The sequence below is a fragment of the Streptomyces katrae genome (genome assembly GCF_000966975.1).
Classification (GTDB): Bacteria; Actinomycetota; Actinomycetes; order Streptomycetales; family Streptomycetaceae; genus Streptomyces; species Streptomyces katrae.
Map to the genome: position 1 here is coordinate 16765 of NZ_JZWV01000053.1, position 14810 is coordinate 31574.

Annotated in this window: 15 protein-coding genes; 9 read left to right on the plus strand and 6 right to left on the minus strand. The window is 71.7% G+C overall.

Going from position 1 to position 14810, the window contains the following annotated elements; translation table 11 throughout:
* Positions 1–20: 20 nt before the first annotated feature.
* A complete protein-coding gene (locus VR44_RS02965; RefSeq protein ID WP_211275005.1) occupies positions 21–680 on the plus strand; it encodes a pirin family protein in 660 nt (219 codons plus the stop codon).
* Here the strand turns inward: VR44_RS02965 and VR44_RS02970 are convergent.
* Complete coding sequence (locus tag VR44_RS02970; RefSeq protein WP_045945776.1) at positions 677–1495, minus strand: serine hydrolase domain-containing protein; 819 nt, start codon at positions 1493–1495, stop codon at positions 677–679. The two genes, VR44_RS02965 and VR44_RS02970, sit on opposite strands and share 4 nt — an antisense overlap.
* A gap of 88 nt (positions 1496–1583) precedes the next feature.
* Between VR44_RS02970 and VR44_RS02975 the strand changes: the two genes are divergently transcribed.
* Together VR44_RS02975 and VR44_RS02980 are read left to right on the plus strand one after the other, a co-directional pair.
* Positions 1584–1967, plus strand: coding sequence for a MerR family transcriptional regulator (locus tag VR44_RS02975; RefSeq protein ID WP_045945763.1), 384 nt, complete (start codon positions 1584–1586; stop codon positions 1965–1967).
* Entirely contained in the window at positions 1964–2983 is a 1020-nt protein-coding gene (locus VR44_RS02980; protein ID WP_045945764.1) for an aldo/keto reductase, read from the plus strand. Before VR44_RS02975 ends, VR44_RS02980 begins: the two co-directional genes overlap by 4 nt.
* Before the next feature lie 26 nt (positions 2984–3009).
* Here the strand turns inward: VR44_RS02980 and VR44_RS02985 are convergent, their stop codons facing one another.
* From VR44_RS02985 to VR44_RS02995, 3 genes are all read right to left on the minus strand, one after another.
* The gene (locus tag VR44_RS02985; RefSeq protein WP_211275006.1) at positions 3010–3882 is read right to left on the minus strand and encodes a DUF4429 domain-containing protein; all 873 of its coding nucleotides are present in this window, start codon (positions 3880–3882) and stop codon (positions 3010–3012) included.
* Positions 3883–3992: 110 nt separating this feature from the next.
* Entirely contained in the window at positions 3993–5162 is a 1170-nt protein-coding gene (locus VR44_RS02990; protein ID WP_045945777.1) for an alpha/beta hydrolase, read from the minus strand.
* A gap of 291 nt (positions 5163–5453) precedes the next feature.
* Positions 5454–6122 carry a TetR family transcriptional regulator gene (locus VR44_RS02995; protein WP_045945766.1) on the minus strand — a complete coding sequence of 223 codons (669 nt, stop codon included), beginning with the start codon at positions 6120–6122 and terminating at the stop codon, positions 5454–5456.
* Between the two features lie 130 nt (positions 6123–6252).
* Here VR44_RS02995 and VR44_RS03000 point away from each other — a divergent pair, with 130 nt between their 5' ends.
* Positions 6253–7845 carry an MFS transporter gene (locus tag VR44_RS03000; protein ID WP_045945767.1) on the plus strand — a complete coding sequence of 531 codons (1593 nt, stop codon included), beginning with the start codon at positions 6253–6255 and terminating at the stop codon, positions 7843–7845.
* A 199-nt stretch (positions 7846–8044) separates the two neighbouring features.
* Entirely contained in the window at positions 8045–8431 is a 387-nt protein-coding gene (locus VR44_RS03005; protein WP_045945768.1) for a peptidase inhibitor family I36 protein, read from the plus strand.
* On the opposite strand, the gene VR44_RS03010 is transcribed toward VR44_RS03005, so the two are convergent.
* Together VR44_RS03010 and aceE are read right to left on the minus strand one after the other, a co-directional pair.
* Positions 8412–9218, minus strand: a complete 807-nt coding sequence (locus tag VR44_RS03010) for a potassium channel family protein (RefSeq protein WP_045945778.1) — start codon at positions 9216–9218, stop codon at positions 8412–8414. The two genes, VR44_RS03005 and VR44_RS03010, sit on opposite strands and share 20 nt — an antisense overlap.
* A gap of 102 nt (positions 9219–9320) precedes the next feature.
* Complete coding sequence (gene aceE, locus VR44_RS03015) at positions 9321–12068, minus strand: pyruvate dehydrogenase (acetyl-transferring), homodimeric type (RefSeq protein ID WP_045945769.1); 2748 nt, start codon at positions 12066–12068, stop codon at positions 9321–9323.
* Between the two features lie 446 nt (positions 12069–12514).
* On the opposite strand from aceE, the gene VR44_RS03020 reads away from it, so the two are divergent.
* The 4 genes from VR44_RS03020 to VR44_RS03035 form a co-directional block, all read left to right on the plus strand.
* A complete protein-coding gene (locus VR44_RS03020; RefSeq protein ID WP_045945770.1) occupies positions 12515–12940 on the plus strand; it encodes a DUF3052 domain-containing protein in 426 nt (141 codons plus the stop codon).
* A gap of 221 nt (positions 12941–13161) precedes the next feature.
* A complete protein-coding gene (locus tag VR44_RS03025; RefSeq protein WP_045945771.1) occupies positions 13162–13620 on the plus strand; it encodes a peroxiredoxin in 459 nt (152 codons plus the stop codon).
* 123 nt (positions 13621–13743) lie between these two features.
* Positions 13744–14319 carry a TerD family protein gene (locus tag VR44_RS03030; protein WP_042816748.1) on the plus strand — a complete coding sequence of 192 codons (576 nt, stop codon included), beginning with the start codon at positions 13744–13746 and terminating at the stop codon, positions 14317–14319.
* A gap of 148 nt (positions 14320–14467) precedes the next feature.
* On the plus strand, positions 14468–14810 hold a 343-nt coding region (locus VR44_RS03035), incomplete at its 3' end, for a TerD family protein (RefSeq protein ID WP_045945779.1).

Sequence of the window (14810 nt, forward strand, 5' to 3'; positions counted from 1 at the left end):
GGAGGGCTACGGTGGCTCCCATGATCGATGTACGCCGCGCCGCCGACCGGTACGCGGGAGGGGATCCGGAGGCCGGGATCACCACCCGGCACGCCTTCTCCTTCGGGTCCTTCTACGATCCGGAGAACATCCGCTTCGGCCCGGTGCTCGCCTGCAACGAGGAGCTGCTCGCCCCCGGCTCCGGCTTCGACGAGCACCCGCACAGCCACACCGAGATCGTGACCTGGGTGGTGGAGGGCGAGCTCACCCACCGCGACAGCACCACGGGCCACACCGGCACCGTCCGGCCCGGAGACGTCCAGCGGCTGGGCTCCGGCTCCGGCGCCCGGCACGTGGAGCGCAACGACGGCGATCGGCCGCTGCGGTTCGTGCAGATGTGGCTCGCACCGCTGGCCGCGGGCGGGGAGCCGTCGTACGAGGTCGTGCGCGGCCTCGCGGACGGCACCCCGTACGAGGTCCCGGCCGCCGGCGCGGTACTGCACGTGCTGCGGCCCGGCGCGGGCGAGCGGGTCCCCGTACCGGAAGCGGAGCGGGTCTACCTGCACGTGGTGCACGGGGACCTGCGGCTCGACGGGGCGGAGCTGGGGCCAGGGGACTCGGCGCGGATCACCGCCGAGAAGGGCCTGGAGGTCACGGCCGGCTCCCCGTGCGAGCTCCTGGTCTGGGAACTGCCGGCCTAGGCGGAGCGGAGCTCCGCGAGGACCGCGTCGGTGAAGGGGGTCCACGCCTCCACGGCCCAGGGGCCGAAGGCGCGGTCCGTCAGTGCCACGCAGGCGGCGCGGACGTCCGGGTCCACCCACAGGAAGGTGCCGGACTGGCCGAAGTGCCCGAAGGTGCGCGGGGAGGAGGTGAGCCCCGTCCAGTGCGGGGACTTGCCGTCGCGGATCTCCAGGCCGAGCCCCCAGTCGTTGGGTGACTGGTGGCCGTAGCCGGGCAGGACGCCCTTGAGGCCGGGGTGGACCACCGAGGTGGCCTCGGCGACCGTGCGGACGTCCAGCAGCCGGGGCGCCTGGAGTTCGGCGGCGAAGCGCACCAGGTCGGAGACGGTGGAGACGCCGTCCTTGGCCGGGGAGCCCTCCAGGGAGGAGGAGTTCATGCCCAGCGGTTCGAAGACGGCCTCGCGCAGGTAGTCGGCGAAGGGGATCCCGGTGGCCTTCGCGAGGTGGTCGCCGAGCACCTCGAAGCCGGCGTTCGAGTACAGCCGGCGCTGCCCGGGCGGGGCCGTCGCACGGTGTTCGTCGAAGGCCAGGCCGCTGGTGTGCGCGAGGAGGTGACGGACCGTCGAGCCCTCGGGGCCGGCCGGTTCGTCCAGCTCGACCGCCCCTTCCTCGTACGCGACGAGGACCGCGTACGCGGCGAGCGGCTTGGTGACCGAGGCCAGCGGGAACCGGCGGTCCACGGGGCCGTGGGAGCCGGCCAGGCTCCCGTCGGCGCGCACGACGGCCGCGGCGGCGGCCGGCACCGGCCAGTTCTCGACGGCCCGCAGGCTCTCCAGGCGGTTGACGCCTTCCATGCTCTCCATGCGCCCGAGCCTACTGGGCACGCTTGCCTGGAGTGCACTCAAGGGTTTTAGCGTAGAGGTCATGAACCTGACGGAGACGCGGTACACGATCAGCGAGGTCGAGGCGCGGACCGGTCTCACCCAGCACACGCTGCGCTGGTACGAGCGGATCGGCCTGATGCCGCACGTGGACCGCTCTCATTCGGGGCAGCGGCGGTTCAGCGACAAGGACCTCCACTGGCTCGGCTTCGTGGGCAAGCTGCGGGCCACGGGGATGTCGGTGGCGGACATGGTCCGGTACGCGGAACTCGTCCGCGAGGGGGACCACACGGTCGACGAGCGCCGGGAGCTCCTTGAGCGGACGCGCCGGGAGGTGCTGGCCCGGGTCGCGGAGCTGACGGACGCGCTCGAGGTCCTGGACTTCAAGATCGCACTGTATTCGGGAACGGGGAAGGCACAGTCATGACGGAGCAGACCACCATCGCACGGACCGAGCTGGGCAAGGGGGGCCCGGTCGTCGGGATCCAGGGCCTCGGCTGCATGGGCATGAGCGACTTCTACGGGGACACCGACGAGACGGCGGCCCGCGAGACCCTGGACGCGGCGCTGGCCGCCGGCGTCACCCTCTTCGACACGGCGGACGCCTACGGGCGCGGTGCGAACGAGGAGTTCCTGGCGCCCTTCGTGGCCGCCCACCGGGACGAGATCACCCTGGCCACGAAGTTCGCCATCGAGCGCAACGACGACCCGGCGTACCGGGGGATCCGCAACGACCGCGCGTACATCCGGCAGGCCGTCGAGGGCAGCCTGCGGCGGCTCGGCGTGGACGTCATCGACCTCTACTACATGCACCGGCGCGACCCGGCCGTGCCCTTCTCCGAGTCGGTGGGCACGATGGCCGAGCTGGTGCAGGAGGGCAAGGTGCGCCACCTGGGGCTCAGCGAGGTGACCGGCGCCGAGCTGCGCGAGGCGTACGCGGTGCACCCGATCGCGGCGCTGCAGTCGGAGTGGTCGCTGTTCAGCCGGGACGTGGAGCGCAGTGCGGTGGGGGCGGCGGCGGAGCTGGGGGTGGCCTTCGTGCCGTACTCGCCGCTCGGGCGCGGGTTCCTGACGGGGGCCTTCACGGACGCGGAGGCCGAGCTGTCGGCCGGTGACGTCCGGCGCGGCCAGCCCCGTTTCACGGGGGAGAACGCCCGGGCCAACGCGGCCCTGCTGGCCCCGGTCCGGGAGATCGCGGCCGCGCACGGGGTGACGGCGGCGCAGGTCGCGCTGGCGTGGGTGCAGCAGCGGGCGGCGGTGCACGGGCTGACGGTCGTACCGATTCCGGGGACCCGGCGGCCGGGGCGCCTCGCGGAGAACACCGCCGCGACCCGGATCACGCTGACGGCGGCGGACCTGGCCCTCCTGGAGCCCCTCGCGTCCCGCGTGGCGGGCACCCGCTACCCCGACATGACCTTCACGTCGGTCCCCCGGGAGTCCTGACCCCGCGAGGCTGCGCCCCGGCCCGGCTACGCGCCGGCCGTGAAGCGGGCGCGGAGGGTTTCGTACTCCGCGTCCGTCAGCAGCCCCGTGCTGTGCAGCTCGCTCAGGTGCCGCAGCCGCTCCCCGGATGTCCGCGCCCGCGGCACCGACCCCACCGGCGCCCGCTCCCGCAGCGCGGCCAGCACGGCCGCCGCGAACGGCAGCGACTCGTGCACCGCCCCGTACCCCACGCCGAACACCGCCGCCGCGAGGTCGTGGTCGGGCGCCGACGGGCTCTCGGCCGGGTCGCGCGGCAGCAGCCGCAGGTATCCGCCACCCGGACGGTCCGGGGAGACCCACTCCACCCCGGCCAGCGCGGCCAGCGCGAACCTCTGGTCCCCGGCCCGCCACTTCGCACTGCTCGCACCCGTCCGCGACCAGTGGAACGTCACGGCCGAGCCGTCGAACCCCACCCGGGCGTCGTACGCCTTCAGCAGCAGCGGCGGCTGCGGGACCGCGACGAGGAACCGTTCCGCCGGAGTCCCGTCCCCTTCCGGCCCCAGCCGCTCGCGCAGCGCCGCCGCGAAGGCCGCGGCCTGGTCGGCCCGGTCGCCGGGCAGCACCAGCCGGTACGGATCGCAGGCCTCCTTCAGCTGCCCGGCGGCAGCGTCCATCAGCGGATCGGCCCCGGGCCGCGGCACGGCGCGCAGCACCACGGTCTCCCGCCGCCCGACCCCGGCCGTGGCGGCACCCACCGTCACCCCGGACAGCGCTTCGAGGGGGATCCGGCGCTCGCCCAGCGCGTTCCAGAGTCTTGGAGTCCGCATCCCCCGTGCGAAGCGGATGAGCACCGAGTCCGAGTCGGCGTCGAACTCCCAGACGGCATGATTTCCGGCCAGTACGTCACCCATGCGGCACATGGTAAAGGGACGCGCCCCCGCGCGTCCCCCTCGTCATCCGGCCCGTTTTTTTCGACTTGCTACGGGTCTGTGGGGCATCGCCCGCCCGCCGGGCATCCGTCAGGGACCCGTCAGTTACCGTCCGTGCCGGAAATCCCGCCCCGGCAGTCGGCGTTGCCGTTCGCGCACGCGACGGAACCGAAACCACCGGTTCCGATCTTGGCGAAGTTCGCCAGCGAGGCGGTGCCTGGCTCGAAATAGCCGGTGTGGCTGTGGGCCCCCTCGGACGAGAGCAGCCGTGCGCCGAATGCGGGCGACACCGGGTCCGCGCCGTGGCCCAGCCCGCCGACCTCCAGGTGCGGCACGTCGGCGATCCAGTCGCCCTCGGCCCGCGTGGCCCACACCCGCGCGGCGGTGTGCAGCTCCGCGGCGTTTCCGACGCGCATGCCGGGGCTGCCCGCCACCACCACGTCGGTCACCCGGTCCGGCAGCCGGCGCGCGGCGACCCCGCACACCACGGAGCCGTAGCTGTGGCAGAACAGGGCCACGCTCGCGTTCCCGGGCAGGGCCGCGGTCAGGGACTCCAGCCGTACGGCGCCCTGTACGGCGAGCCGGCCGGTGGCGGCGTCCACCCCGACCCCGGCGGGGGCGACGTAGCCGGCCCAGGCGATGACGGCCGTACGGGCCGCGGGCGCGGCCGCGCGCTCGGCCTCGTACAGGGACTGCGCCATGCCGGCGGGGGCGATCAGCCGGCGCTGGCTGCGCTCGAAGGTGAGGGCGTCGGTGTCCACCCCGGGGACGATCACCGAGACCCGGCGGGCCGCGTCGAGGTCGCCGTAGACCTCGGCCACCAGGCCGTCGCCGCTGGGGTCGAACAGCAGGATCTGCCGGCCGTCCTCGGCGAGGGACTCGAAGCGGTGCGCCCGGCGTATGGCGTTGGCCCGGTCGGCCGGGGTGAGGGCGACGTCCTTGCCGCGGGCCTCCTCCAGCTTCGCGGCCTGGGTGAGCGCGTTGTGGTTGGCCCGGTACCGGGTCTCGGCGGGGACCCCGTCGAGCGTGCCGACCACGAGCGGGTAGCCGTCGGCGAGGCGGGTCCGCTGGGCGGCGTCGAGTCCGGCGAAGAAGCGGGCGACCGTCCGTACGGGGGCGTCGGCGGCCGGCACCGGCCGGCCGTCGATCCGCGCGGTGGCCCACGCGGCCAGTGCGGCGGCCCGCGCGGGAACGGCCGTGTCCGGGCGGTGCACGGCGGTCCAGCCGGTGGTCGCCAGCATGAGGAAGACGACGCCGAGCGCGAGCAGCATGCGCAGGGCGGCCGGGCGCACGGGGGCGTCGGCGTCGGGGTGGGCGGGGCGGCCGGGCAGGTTCACTGGAGCCAGCCTAGGAGACCTCTGGAGCCCGTGGTGTCCGGGGTGACGGGACTCACGGCCGACCGGGGGAGACGTCGCCCGCACGGTCACGCTCCGTTGCGGGAGGGGCGGTTGGGGTGTCTGTGCCGGGTGGCCGGAACTCGCCGTCGGATGCTCCGGGCCGCCGCTCCCCGTACCGGAGGATCCGCCGCGCCGTCCGCCGGGTCCCGCCGGCGGCTCCCGGCCTCAGCCGCCTTCGACGGGTGCCGGGCGGTGCCAGTCCGAGGCCAGGGCGGGGCCGATCTGGTCGAGGTAGGCCTCGGTCATCCGCCGGATCGCGGTCACGCTGACGTCCTCGCCCTGCCCCCAGAGCCGCCCGGTGACCCGCATCACCCCGCAGAACGCGGCGACGGCGATCCGCGGCCGCGGATCGGCGTCCAGATCGAGCCCCTCGCGTTCGGCGACCAGCCGCGCGATCCGCTCCTCCAGCTCGGTGGAGCGCCGCAGGTGGACGGCGAGCAGGGCCGGGGTGGACTCGATCAGCCGGTAGGCCTGCATGTACAGGTCCACGGGGACCACCTCGGAGAGGGCCTCGTCGAGGGTGTCCCAGGCGGCGAGCACGGCGCCCCTCATGGCCGCGAGCGGCGGCTCGCCGGCCGGGCGGGCGCCCAGCGCGGCGACGAAGTGCGACTCGACCAGGTCCTGGACGGCGAAGGCGACCTCCTCCTTGTTCGCGAAGTAGCGGAAGAAGGTGCGCTGGGAGACCTCCACCGTCTCGGTGATCTCGTCGACGGTGGTGTTCTCGTAGCCCTGGGAGATGAACAGGAGCAGCGCGGCGCGCAGCAGTGCGTCCCGGGTGCGCCGCTTCTTGCGCTCGCGCAGTCCGGCCGCCCGGGCGGGCCGCTCGTCGGTCATCACCGCGGGGGTCCTCTCTGCTGCTGCATCTGACGCTGAGTGAGCGGTCAGGGTACCGGTGACAGAGCTGACAGTTACTGCCGCGTTAAGCCGTTTGTGAACTGTCAGTCGCTGTCACTAACCTGCTGGCATGACTGGTCAGATCACCCTCGCCAAGGAATCGAGTCCGTCACCGGCCCGCGCCGGACTGCGCGGGCACCCGTGGCTCACGCTGTTCGCCGTGGCGATCGGCGTCATGATGGTCACCCTCGACGGCACGATCGTCGCCGTCGCCAACCCCGCGATCCAGAAGGACCTCGGCGCCAGCCTGGCCGAGGTGCAGTGGATCACCAACGGCTACCTGCTGGCCCTCGCGGTCACCCTGATCACCGCCGGCAAGCTCGGCGACCGCTTCGGGCACCGGCAGACCTTCCTGATAGGCATCGCCGGCTTCGGGCTCTCCTCGGCGGTGATCGGGCTGTCCACCGGGGTCGGGTTCGTCATCGGCTTCCGCGTGGCCCAGGGCCTCTTCGGCGCCCTGCTGATGCCCGCCGCCCTCGGCCTGCTCCGCGCCACCTTCCCCGCCGAGAAGCTCAACATGGCGATCGGCATCTGGGGCATGGTCATCGGCGCCTCGACGGCTGCCGGGCCCATCGTCGGCGGTCTGCTCGTGGAGCACGTCAGCTGGCAGTCCGTTTTCTTCATCAACGTGCCCGTCGGCGTCATCGCGCTGGTCTTCGGTCTGGTCATCCTGCTCGACCACCGTGCGGAGAACGCCCCGCGCTCCTTCGACCTGCCGGGCATCGTGCTGCTGTCGGCCGCGATGTTCTCCCTGATCTGGGCGCTGATCAAGGCCGCCGAGTGGGGCTGGGGCGACATGAGGACGGTGCTCTTCCTCCTCGGCTCCCTGGTGTGCTTCGCCCTCTTCGCCTTCTGGGAGACCCGGGTCGCCGAGCCGCTGATCCCGCTCGGCATGTTCCGCTCGCTGCCGCTGTCCGCGGGCACCGTGCTGATGGTGCTGATGGCCTTCGCCTTCATGGGCGGGCTGTTCTTCGTCACCTTCTACCTGCAGAACGTCCACGGGATGAGCCCGGTCGACAGCGGCCTGCGCCTGCTCCCGCTCACCGGGATGATGATCATCGGCTCGCCGCTGGCCGGCGCCGCCATCACCAAGGTCGGACCGCGCATCCCGCTCGTCGCCGGCATGGTGGCCACGGCCGTCGCCTGCTTCGGGATGTCCCGCCTCACCCCCGGCACCGGCACCCTCACGATGTCCCTCTGGTTCGCCCTCCTGGGTCTGGGCCTCGCGCCCGTCATGGTCGGCGCCACCGAGGTCATCGTCGGCAACGCCCCGCTGGAGCTCTCCGGAGTGGCCGGCGGCCTCCAGCAGGCCGCCATGCAGGTCGGCGGCAGCCTCGGCACCGCCGTCCTCGGAGCGGTCATGGCGGCCGAGGTCAGTGACACCTTCGGGGACAACTGGCAGCGGGCGGCCCTGCCCCCGCTCACCCCCGAACAGCTGGAACTCGCGGAGAAGGGCGTCCAGGTCGGCATCGCCCCGGTCCCGCCGGGGGTGCCCGAGCCCGTCGCCCAGACCATCTCCAGCGTCGCGCACGAGACCTTCGTGTCCGGTATGAGCACGGCCTTCACCTGCGCCGGAGTGGTCGCGGTCCTCGCCGCGGTCGTCGCCTGCTTCACCAAGCGCGGCGAGAACGCCGGGGCCGGAGCGGGCGCGGCCCACATCTGAGCCGCACCGACCGCCGTTACGGCCGCGTCAACACCGCGCCCGCCACAGCCCCGCCGCAGCGATCCGGCGGGGCTGTCGCCTATCAGGGTGGACCCGCCGAGAGCCCCTTCCGCTCGGACGTCGCCGCAGGTCAGCGTGGGGTCACGGAGCCTTCGGAAACCGTCCGGGGCCCGTACGTCCACAAGGAGTTGACCCCGTCATGCGTACGTGGAGCACCGCACGCGTCACCACCCTCGCCGCCGCCCTCCTGGCCGCCTGCGCCCTCATCCCGTCCACCGCCGGCGGCGCCCACGCCGCCGGCTCCCCGCCCTGCGCCACGGGGGAGCTCTGCCTGTGGGCGAAGCCGGACTTCAAGGGAACCCGGGCCGTCTACGACCTCAGCACCCTCGACATCAACAGCTGCACCACGCTGCCCGCGGGACCGCCCGGCTACCAGGCCCTCGTCAACCGCACCGGGCGCCCGGTGACCACCTACCAGTCGGCCGAGTGCGCGGAGACCGGCGAGTTCCAGACCTACCCCGGCGACGGCATCCTGCTGCCCCAGTCCCCCTACCAGATCAGGGCCTTCAAGGTGTGGGAGCGGTAGGCCCCGCCTGACCGGCGGCCGGCTCGGGGCCCTGGGCGGCCTGGGCGGGCATCGCGCACCGGGAGCCGTGGCCCAGCCGCGCGACCTCGGCCCGCAGCGCCCGCACCTCCTCCTGGAGTTCCCGGACGGCCGCCAGCTGCAGCCGCTCCACCTGGTCGTCGCGCTCGAACCGGGCGATGAACCAGGCGGCGATGTTGGCGGTCACCACACCGAGCAGGGCGATCCCCGACAGCATCAGCCCCACCGCCAGGACCCGGCCGAGCCCGGTGGTGGGGGAGTGGTCCCCGTACCCGACGGTGGTCATGGTGGTGAAGGACCACCACACCGCGTCGCCCAGGTTCTTGATGTTCCCGTTCGGAGCGTCCCGCTCCACGCTCAGCACCGCGAGCGAGCCGAACATCAGCAGCCCGACGACCGCACCCGCCACGTACGTGGTCAGCCTGATCTGCGGGGCCATCCGCGCCCGCCGCCCCACCAGCATCAGCGTCGCCACCAGCCGCAGCAGCCGCAGCGGCTGCACCAACGGCAGCACCACGGCCGCCAGGTCCAGCCAGTGCGTCCGTACGAAGACCTTCCGGTTCCCCGACAGCCCCAGCCGCACCACGTAGTCCACCGCGAAGGCCGCCCACACCGCCCACTCCGCATGGGTGCAGGCCAGGTGCACCGCCTCTCCCGCGTCCGGCGCGACGATGGGCACGGCGTAGGCGACGGCGAAGGCCACGGCGAGCACCAGCAGGGGGACCTGAGTACGGCGCTCCCACCGCGCCTGGCGGGAGGTTTCCTTCATGCCGATCATCGTAGGGAAAGCGGACGGGGGCGTTGGGACAGGTGTCCCAACGCCCCCACGGAAGAGTGATTCCTCCCGCGGTGCCCGCGACCGCGGGTGCCGCTACGCGTCGCCGCCCGCCGCACCCGGATCGGCGGCCGAGACGTCCAGCAGCCGGTACCGGTCGATGGCCTGCTTCAGCGCCGAACGGTCGATCTTCCCCTCACGGGCCAGCTCGGTGAGCGTCGCCAGGACGATCGACTGGGCGTCGATGTGGAAGAAGCGCCGCGCCGCACCGCGCGTGTCGGCGAAGCCGAACCCGTCGGCGCCCAGCGAGGTGTACGTACCCGGCACCCAGCGCGCGATCTGGTCCGGCACCGCGCGCATCCAGTCCGAGACCGCCACGAACGGCCCCTCCGCACCCGACAGCTTCCGGGTCACGTACGGGACGCGCTGCTCCTCCTCCGGGTGGAGCAGGTTGTGCTCCTCCACCTCGACGGCCTCGCGGCGCAGCTCGTTCCAGGAGGTCGCCGACCAGACGTCGGCCCGGACGTTCCACTCCTCGGCCAGGATCCGCTGCGCCTCCAGCGCCCACGGCACCGCCACGCCCGAGGCCATCAGCTGCGCGCCGATGGCGCCCGAGGTGCCCTGCGAGATGCGGTGGATGCCCTTGAGGATGCCCTCCACGTCCACGTCCGCCGGCTCGGCCGGGTGCTGGATCGGCTCGTTGTAGACCGTCAGGTAGTAGAAGACGTCCTCGCCGGGCTCGTTCGTCTCGGTCGGGCCGTACATGCGCCGCAGGCCGTCCTTGACGATGTGCGCGATCTCGTAGCCGTAGGCCGGGTCGTACGCCACGCAGCCCGGGTTGGTCGACGCCAGCAGCTGGGAGTGACCGTCGGCGTGCTGGAGGCCCTCACCCGTCAGGGTGGTCCGGCCGGCGGTCGCGCCCAGGACGAAACCGCGCGCCAGCTGGTCGGCCATCTGCCAGAACTGGTCACCCGTGCGCTGGAAACCGAACATCGAGTAGAAGACGTAGACCGGGATCAGCGGCTCGCCGTGCGTCGCGTACGCCGAACCCGCGGCGATCAGCGAGGCCGTGCAGCCGGCCTCCGAGATGCCGTCGTGCAGCATCTGGCCGGTCGGGGACTCCTTGTAGGCCAGGAGCAGGTCGCGGTCGACCGCCTCGTACTGCTGGCCCAGCGGGTTGTAGATCTTGGCGCTCGGGAAGAAGGCGTCCATACCGAAGGTGCGGTACTCGTCGGGCGCGATCAGCACGAAGCGCTTGCCGATCTCCTTGTCCCGCATCAGGTCCTTCAGGATGCGGACGAACGCCATCGTGGTGGCGATCGACTGGTGGCCCGAGCCCTTCTTGGCCGCCGCGTACGCCTTGTCGTCCGGCAGGACCAGGGGCTTGGCGCGCACCACGCGGGTGGGCACGTAACCGCCGTGGGCGCTGCGCTGGTCGTGCATGTACTGGATCTCGGGCGAGTTGCGGCCCGGGTGGTAGTACGGCGGGGCGCCGTTCTCCAGCTGCGCGTCGGTGATCGGGATGTGCAGGCGGTCGCGGAAGCGCTTGAGGTCGTCGACCGTCAGCTTCTTCATCTGGTGCGTGGCGTTGCGGCCCTCGAAGTTCGGGCCGAGGGTCCAGCCCTTGACCGTCTGCGCCAGGATCACCGTCGGCTGGCCCTTGTGGGCCTTGGCCGCCGCGTACGCCGCGTAGACCTTCTTGTGGTCGTGGCCGCCGCGGCCCAGGTGCTGGATCTGCCGGTCGGTCATGTTCTCGACCATCGCGCGCAGCCGCTGGTCCCCGCCGAAGAAGTGCTCGCGGATGTACGCACCGGACTCGGTGGCGTACGTCTGGAACTGCCCGTCGGGGGTGGAGTTCATCTTGTTGACCAGGATGCCGTCGCGGTCCTGGGCCAGCAGCGGGTCCCAGGAACGGTCCCAGATCAGCTTGATGACGTTCCAGCCGGCACCGCGGAAGATCGACTCCAGCTCCTGGATGATCTTCCCGTTGCCGCGCACCGGGCCGTCGAGGCGCTGGAGGTTGCAGTTGACGACGAAGGTCAGGTTGTCCAGGCCCTCGCGGGCGGCCAGCGACAGCTGGCCGAGCGACTCCGGCTCGTCCATCTCGCCGTCGCCGAGGTACGCCCACACGTGTGACTTGGAGGTGTCGGCGATCCCGCGCGCCTCCATGTACCGGTTCATCCGGGCCTGGTAGATCGCGCCGAGCGGGCCGAGGCCCATCGAGACGGTCGGGAACTCCCAGAAGTCGGGCATCAGCCGGGGGTGCGGGTAGCTCGACAGGCCGTACGGGGCCTTCGACTTCTCCTGGCGGAAGGCGTCGAGCTGCTGCTCGGTGAGCCGGTCCAGGAGGTAGGCGCGGGCGTAGATGCCGGGGGAGGCGTGGCCCTGGAAGAAGATCTGGTCGCCGCCGTCGCCCTCGTCCTTGCCCCGGAAGAAGTGGTTGAAGCCCACGTCGTAGAGGGAGGCGGAGGAGGCGAACGTCGCGATGTGGCCGCCGACGCCGATCCCGGGGCGCTGGGCCCGCGAGACCATGACGGCCGCGTTCCAGCGGGTGGCGTTGAGGACCTTGCGCTCGATCTCCTCGTTGCCGGGGAAGAAGGGCTCGTCCTTGGTGGCGATCGTGTTGACGTAGTCCGTGGAGCGCATCTCGGGGACGGCCACGCGCTTCTCGCGGGCCCGCTCGATCAGTCGCAGCATCAGGTAGCGGGCGCGCTCACGGCCCCGCTCGTCGACGGCGGCGTCCAGGGAGTCGAGCCACTCCTTGGTCTCCTCCGGGTCGAAGTCCGGGACCTGGCTCGGCAGGCCGCCAATGATGATCGGATTGCGATCGGATGCGGAAGCCACGCTGTTCCTTCGCTGTCAGGGGAGTCGTGCCTTGGGTCGCCGCCTCCCATGGTCTTACGCCCGGACGGAATCTTCACCTCTACCACTGGGTAACACCTGGAGCGGGGAAGGAGCGCCTGGCGGGCCGTGCCGGTCCAGGACGCGGTGGGGCCAAATCGCAACCTTACGCCCAGGGCGATCAACGGCTTCGTAAGGCCGTTCGCCCCTCGAACAGGTAAGAAAGTCCTCATGCGATGCCGAATGAGCTGGAATGGTGTGGGATGAATCACCGGAGCTCCACCCGGGAAGCCTGAAAGTTGCGGCGACACGGCCGTAATCGTCACCGTTTCGACGGTCTCGGCGGCCGGGTACTTGCGCGATCCGCCGCGCCCGTGTGGACTACGCCCAATGCTGCGCGTACGCGCGCCGCCGAAAGACATTCACCGAACATGAGCAGGAGGCACCCCGTGAGCGCGACCGCGGACCACGCGGAGAACCTGGCCGCCCGGCTGGGTTTCCAGTCCGAACAGGTGGTCCAGGAGATCGGCTACGACGAGGACGTCGATCAGGATTTCCGGGAAACCGTCGAGGCACTCGTCAGTGAGCTCGCCGACGAGGACTACGACGACGTCGCCGACGCCGTGCTGCTGTGGTTCCGCGACGAGGACGGCGATCTGACGGACGCCCTGGTCGACGCGACCGAGATGGTCGAGGACGGCGCACTGATCCTGCTGCTGACCCCCAAGACGGGCCGTGACGGCTACGTCGAGGCCAGCGACATCAGCGAGGCCGCGGAGACCGCCGGCCTCTCGCTGGCCAAGGGCCTGCCCGTCGGCAAGGAGTGGACCTCCACCAAGCTGGTGACGCCGAAGGCCGCCAAGTCCAAGCGCTGAGCCGCTCCCCGCAGCCAAGTGGGACGCACACCCCGCAGACCCGGTGCACACCGGGGTTGCGGGGTGTGCGCGTTCCGGGCACCGGGTTCCGGGTGCCGCGGTCCGGGCCCCGCGCGACGCGCCCCGCGGCCCCGTCGCGACCCGGCCGGCGGGACCGGCCTTAGGGTGGGTCTCACCCGAACGGCCCCGTGCGGGACCGCAGGAACGAAGGGATGCGAGAGATGGCGATCGAGGTCGGAACCAAGGCCCCGGACTTCGAGCTCAAGGACAACCACGGCGCCACCGTGCGGCTCTCCGACTTCCGGGGGGAGAAGGCCGTCGTGCTGCTCTTCTACCCGTTCGCCTTCACCGGCGTGTGCACCGGCGAGCTCTGCGAGCTGCGCGACCAGCTGCCCCGCTTCCAGAACGACGACGTCCAGCTGCTGGCCGTCTCCAACGACTCCGTGCCCACCCTGCGCGTCTTCGCCGACCAGGAGGGCCTGGAGTACCCGCTGCTGTCCGACTTCTGGCCGCACGGGGAGACCTCCCGCGCGTACGGCGTCTTCGACGAGGAGAAGGGCTGCGCGGTCCGCGGCACCTTCGTCATCGACAAGGACGGCGTCGTGCGCTGGAGCGTCGTCAACGGGCTGCCCGACGCGCGTGACCTGAACGAGTACATCAAGGCCCTCGACAGCCTGTAGAGGACTTCCGGACCGGTTCGCAGGGAAAACCGCCTGCGGGCGGGAACCGGTCACTAGGATCGAAACGTTGATCCGGTAGCAACGCACGCGGGGCACCGCCCCACACACATACATGGAGGACTCGTGGGAGTCAGCCTCAGCAAGGGCGGCAACGTCTCGCTGACCAAGGCCGCGCCCAACCTGACGGCGGTCATCGTCGGTCTGGGCTGGGACGCCCGCACCACCACCGGTGTCGACTTCGACCTCGACGCCAGCGCGATCCTGACCAACGACCAGGGCAAGGTCGCCACCGACTCGAACTTCGTGTTCTTCAACAACCTGAAGAGCCCGGACGGCTCGGTCGAGCACACCGGTGACAACCTGACCGGCGAGGGAGAGGGCGACGACGAGGCGATCAAGGTCAACCTCGCCGGCGTCCCCGCCGACGTGGCCAAGATCGTCTTCCCGGTCTCCATCTACGAGGCCGAGAGCCGCCAGCAGAGCTTCGGCCAGGTCCGCAACGCCTACATCCGCGTGGTGAACCAGGCCGACAACAGCGAGCTCGCCCGCTACGACCTCTCCGAGGACGCCTCCACCGAGACCGCCATGGTCTTCGGCGAGCTCTACCGCAACGGTGCGGAGTGGAAGTTCCGTGCCATCGGCCAGGGCTACGCCTCGGGTCTGCGCGGCATCGCGCAGGACTTCGGCGTCAACGTCTGAGCCGTCTCAGCCTTCCGGGCCCTCCAGGCCCGGAGCAGTTCGTCCGTCCGGCGCCGTGCACCTCTGTGTACGGCGCCGGACCGGCTTTGCCACCATGGAGGCGGGTGGCGGGGCCACCATCACCACGTCGTTCGGGGAGGACCACATCATGGGCGTCACACTCGCCAAGGGGGGCAACGTCTCCCTCTCCAAGCAGGCACCGAACCTCACCCGGGTTCTGATCGGGCTCGGATGGGACGCGCGCTCCACCACCGGGGCCGACTTCGACCTCGACGCCAGCGCGCTGCTCTGCCGGGACGGCCGGGTGCTGGGCGACCAGTACTTCGTCTTCTACAACAACCTGAAGAGCCCCGAGGGCTCCGTCGAACACACCGGCGACAACCTCACCGGCGAGGGTGAGGGAGACGACGAGTCGATCATCGTGGACCTCACCAAGGTCCCGGCCCAGGTCGACAAGATCGTCTTCCCGGTCTCCATCCACGAGGCGGACA

Bases quoted from the DNA above. Each gene is read 5' to 3' on its own strand.
- VR44_RS02965 (WP_211275005.1), top strand. From the start codon at position 21: ATGATCGATGTACGCCGCGCCGCCGACCGGTACGCGGGAGGGGATCCG.
- VR44_RS02975 (WP_045945763.1), top strand. From the start codon at position 1,584: ATGAACCTGACGGAGACGCGGTACACGATCAGCGAGGTCGAGGCGCGG.
- VR44_RS02980 (WP_045945764.1), top strand. From the start codon at position 1,964: ATGACGGAGCAGACCACCATCGCACGGACCGAGCTGGGCAAGGGGGGC.
- VR44_RS02985 (WP_211275006.1), bottom strand. From the start codon at position 3,882: ATGTGCCGCATGGGTGACGTACTGGCCGGAAATCATGCCGTCTGGGAG.
- VR44_RS02990 (WP_045945777.1), bottom strand. From the start codon at position 5,162: ATGCTGCTCGCGCTCGGCGTCGTCTTCCTCATGCTGGCGACCACCGGC.
- VR44_RS02995 (WP_045945766.1), bottom strand. From the start codon at position 6,122: ATGACCGACGAGCGGCCCGCCCGGGCGGCCGGACTGCGCGAGCGCAAG.
- VR44_RS03000 (WP_045945767.1), top strand. From the start codon at position 6,253: ATGACTGGTCAGATCACCCTCGCCAAGGAATCGAGTCCGTCACCGGCC.
- VR44_RS03005 (WP_045945768.1), top strand. From the start codon at position 8,045: ATGCGTACGTGGAGCACCGCACGCGTCACCACCCTCGCCGCCGCCCTC.
- VR44_RS03010 (WP_045945778.1), bottom strand. From the start codon at position 9,218: ATGAAGGAAACCTCCCGCCAGGCGCGGTGGGAGCGCCGTACTCAGGTC.
- VR44_RS03025 (WP_045945771.1), top strand. From the start codon at position 13,162: ATGGCGATCGAGGTCGGAACCAAGGCCCCGGACTTCGAGCTCAAGGAC.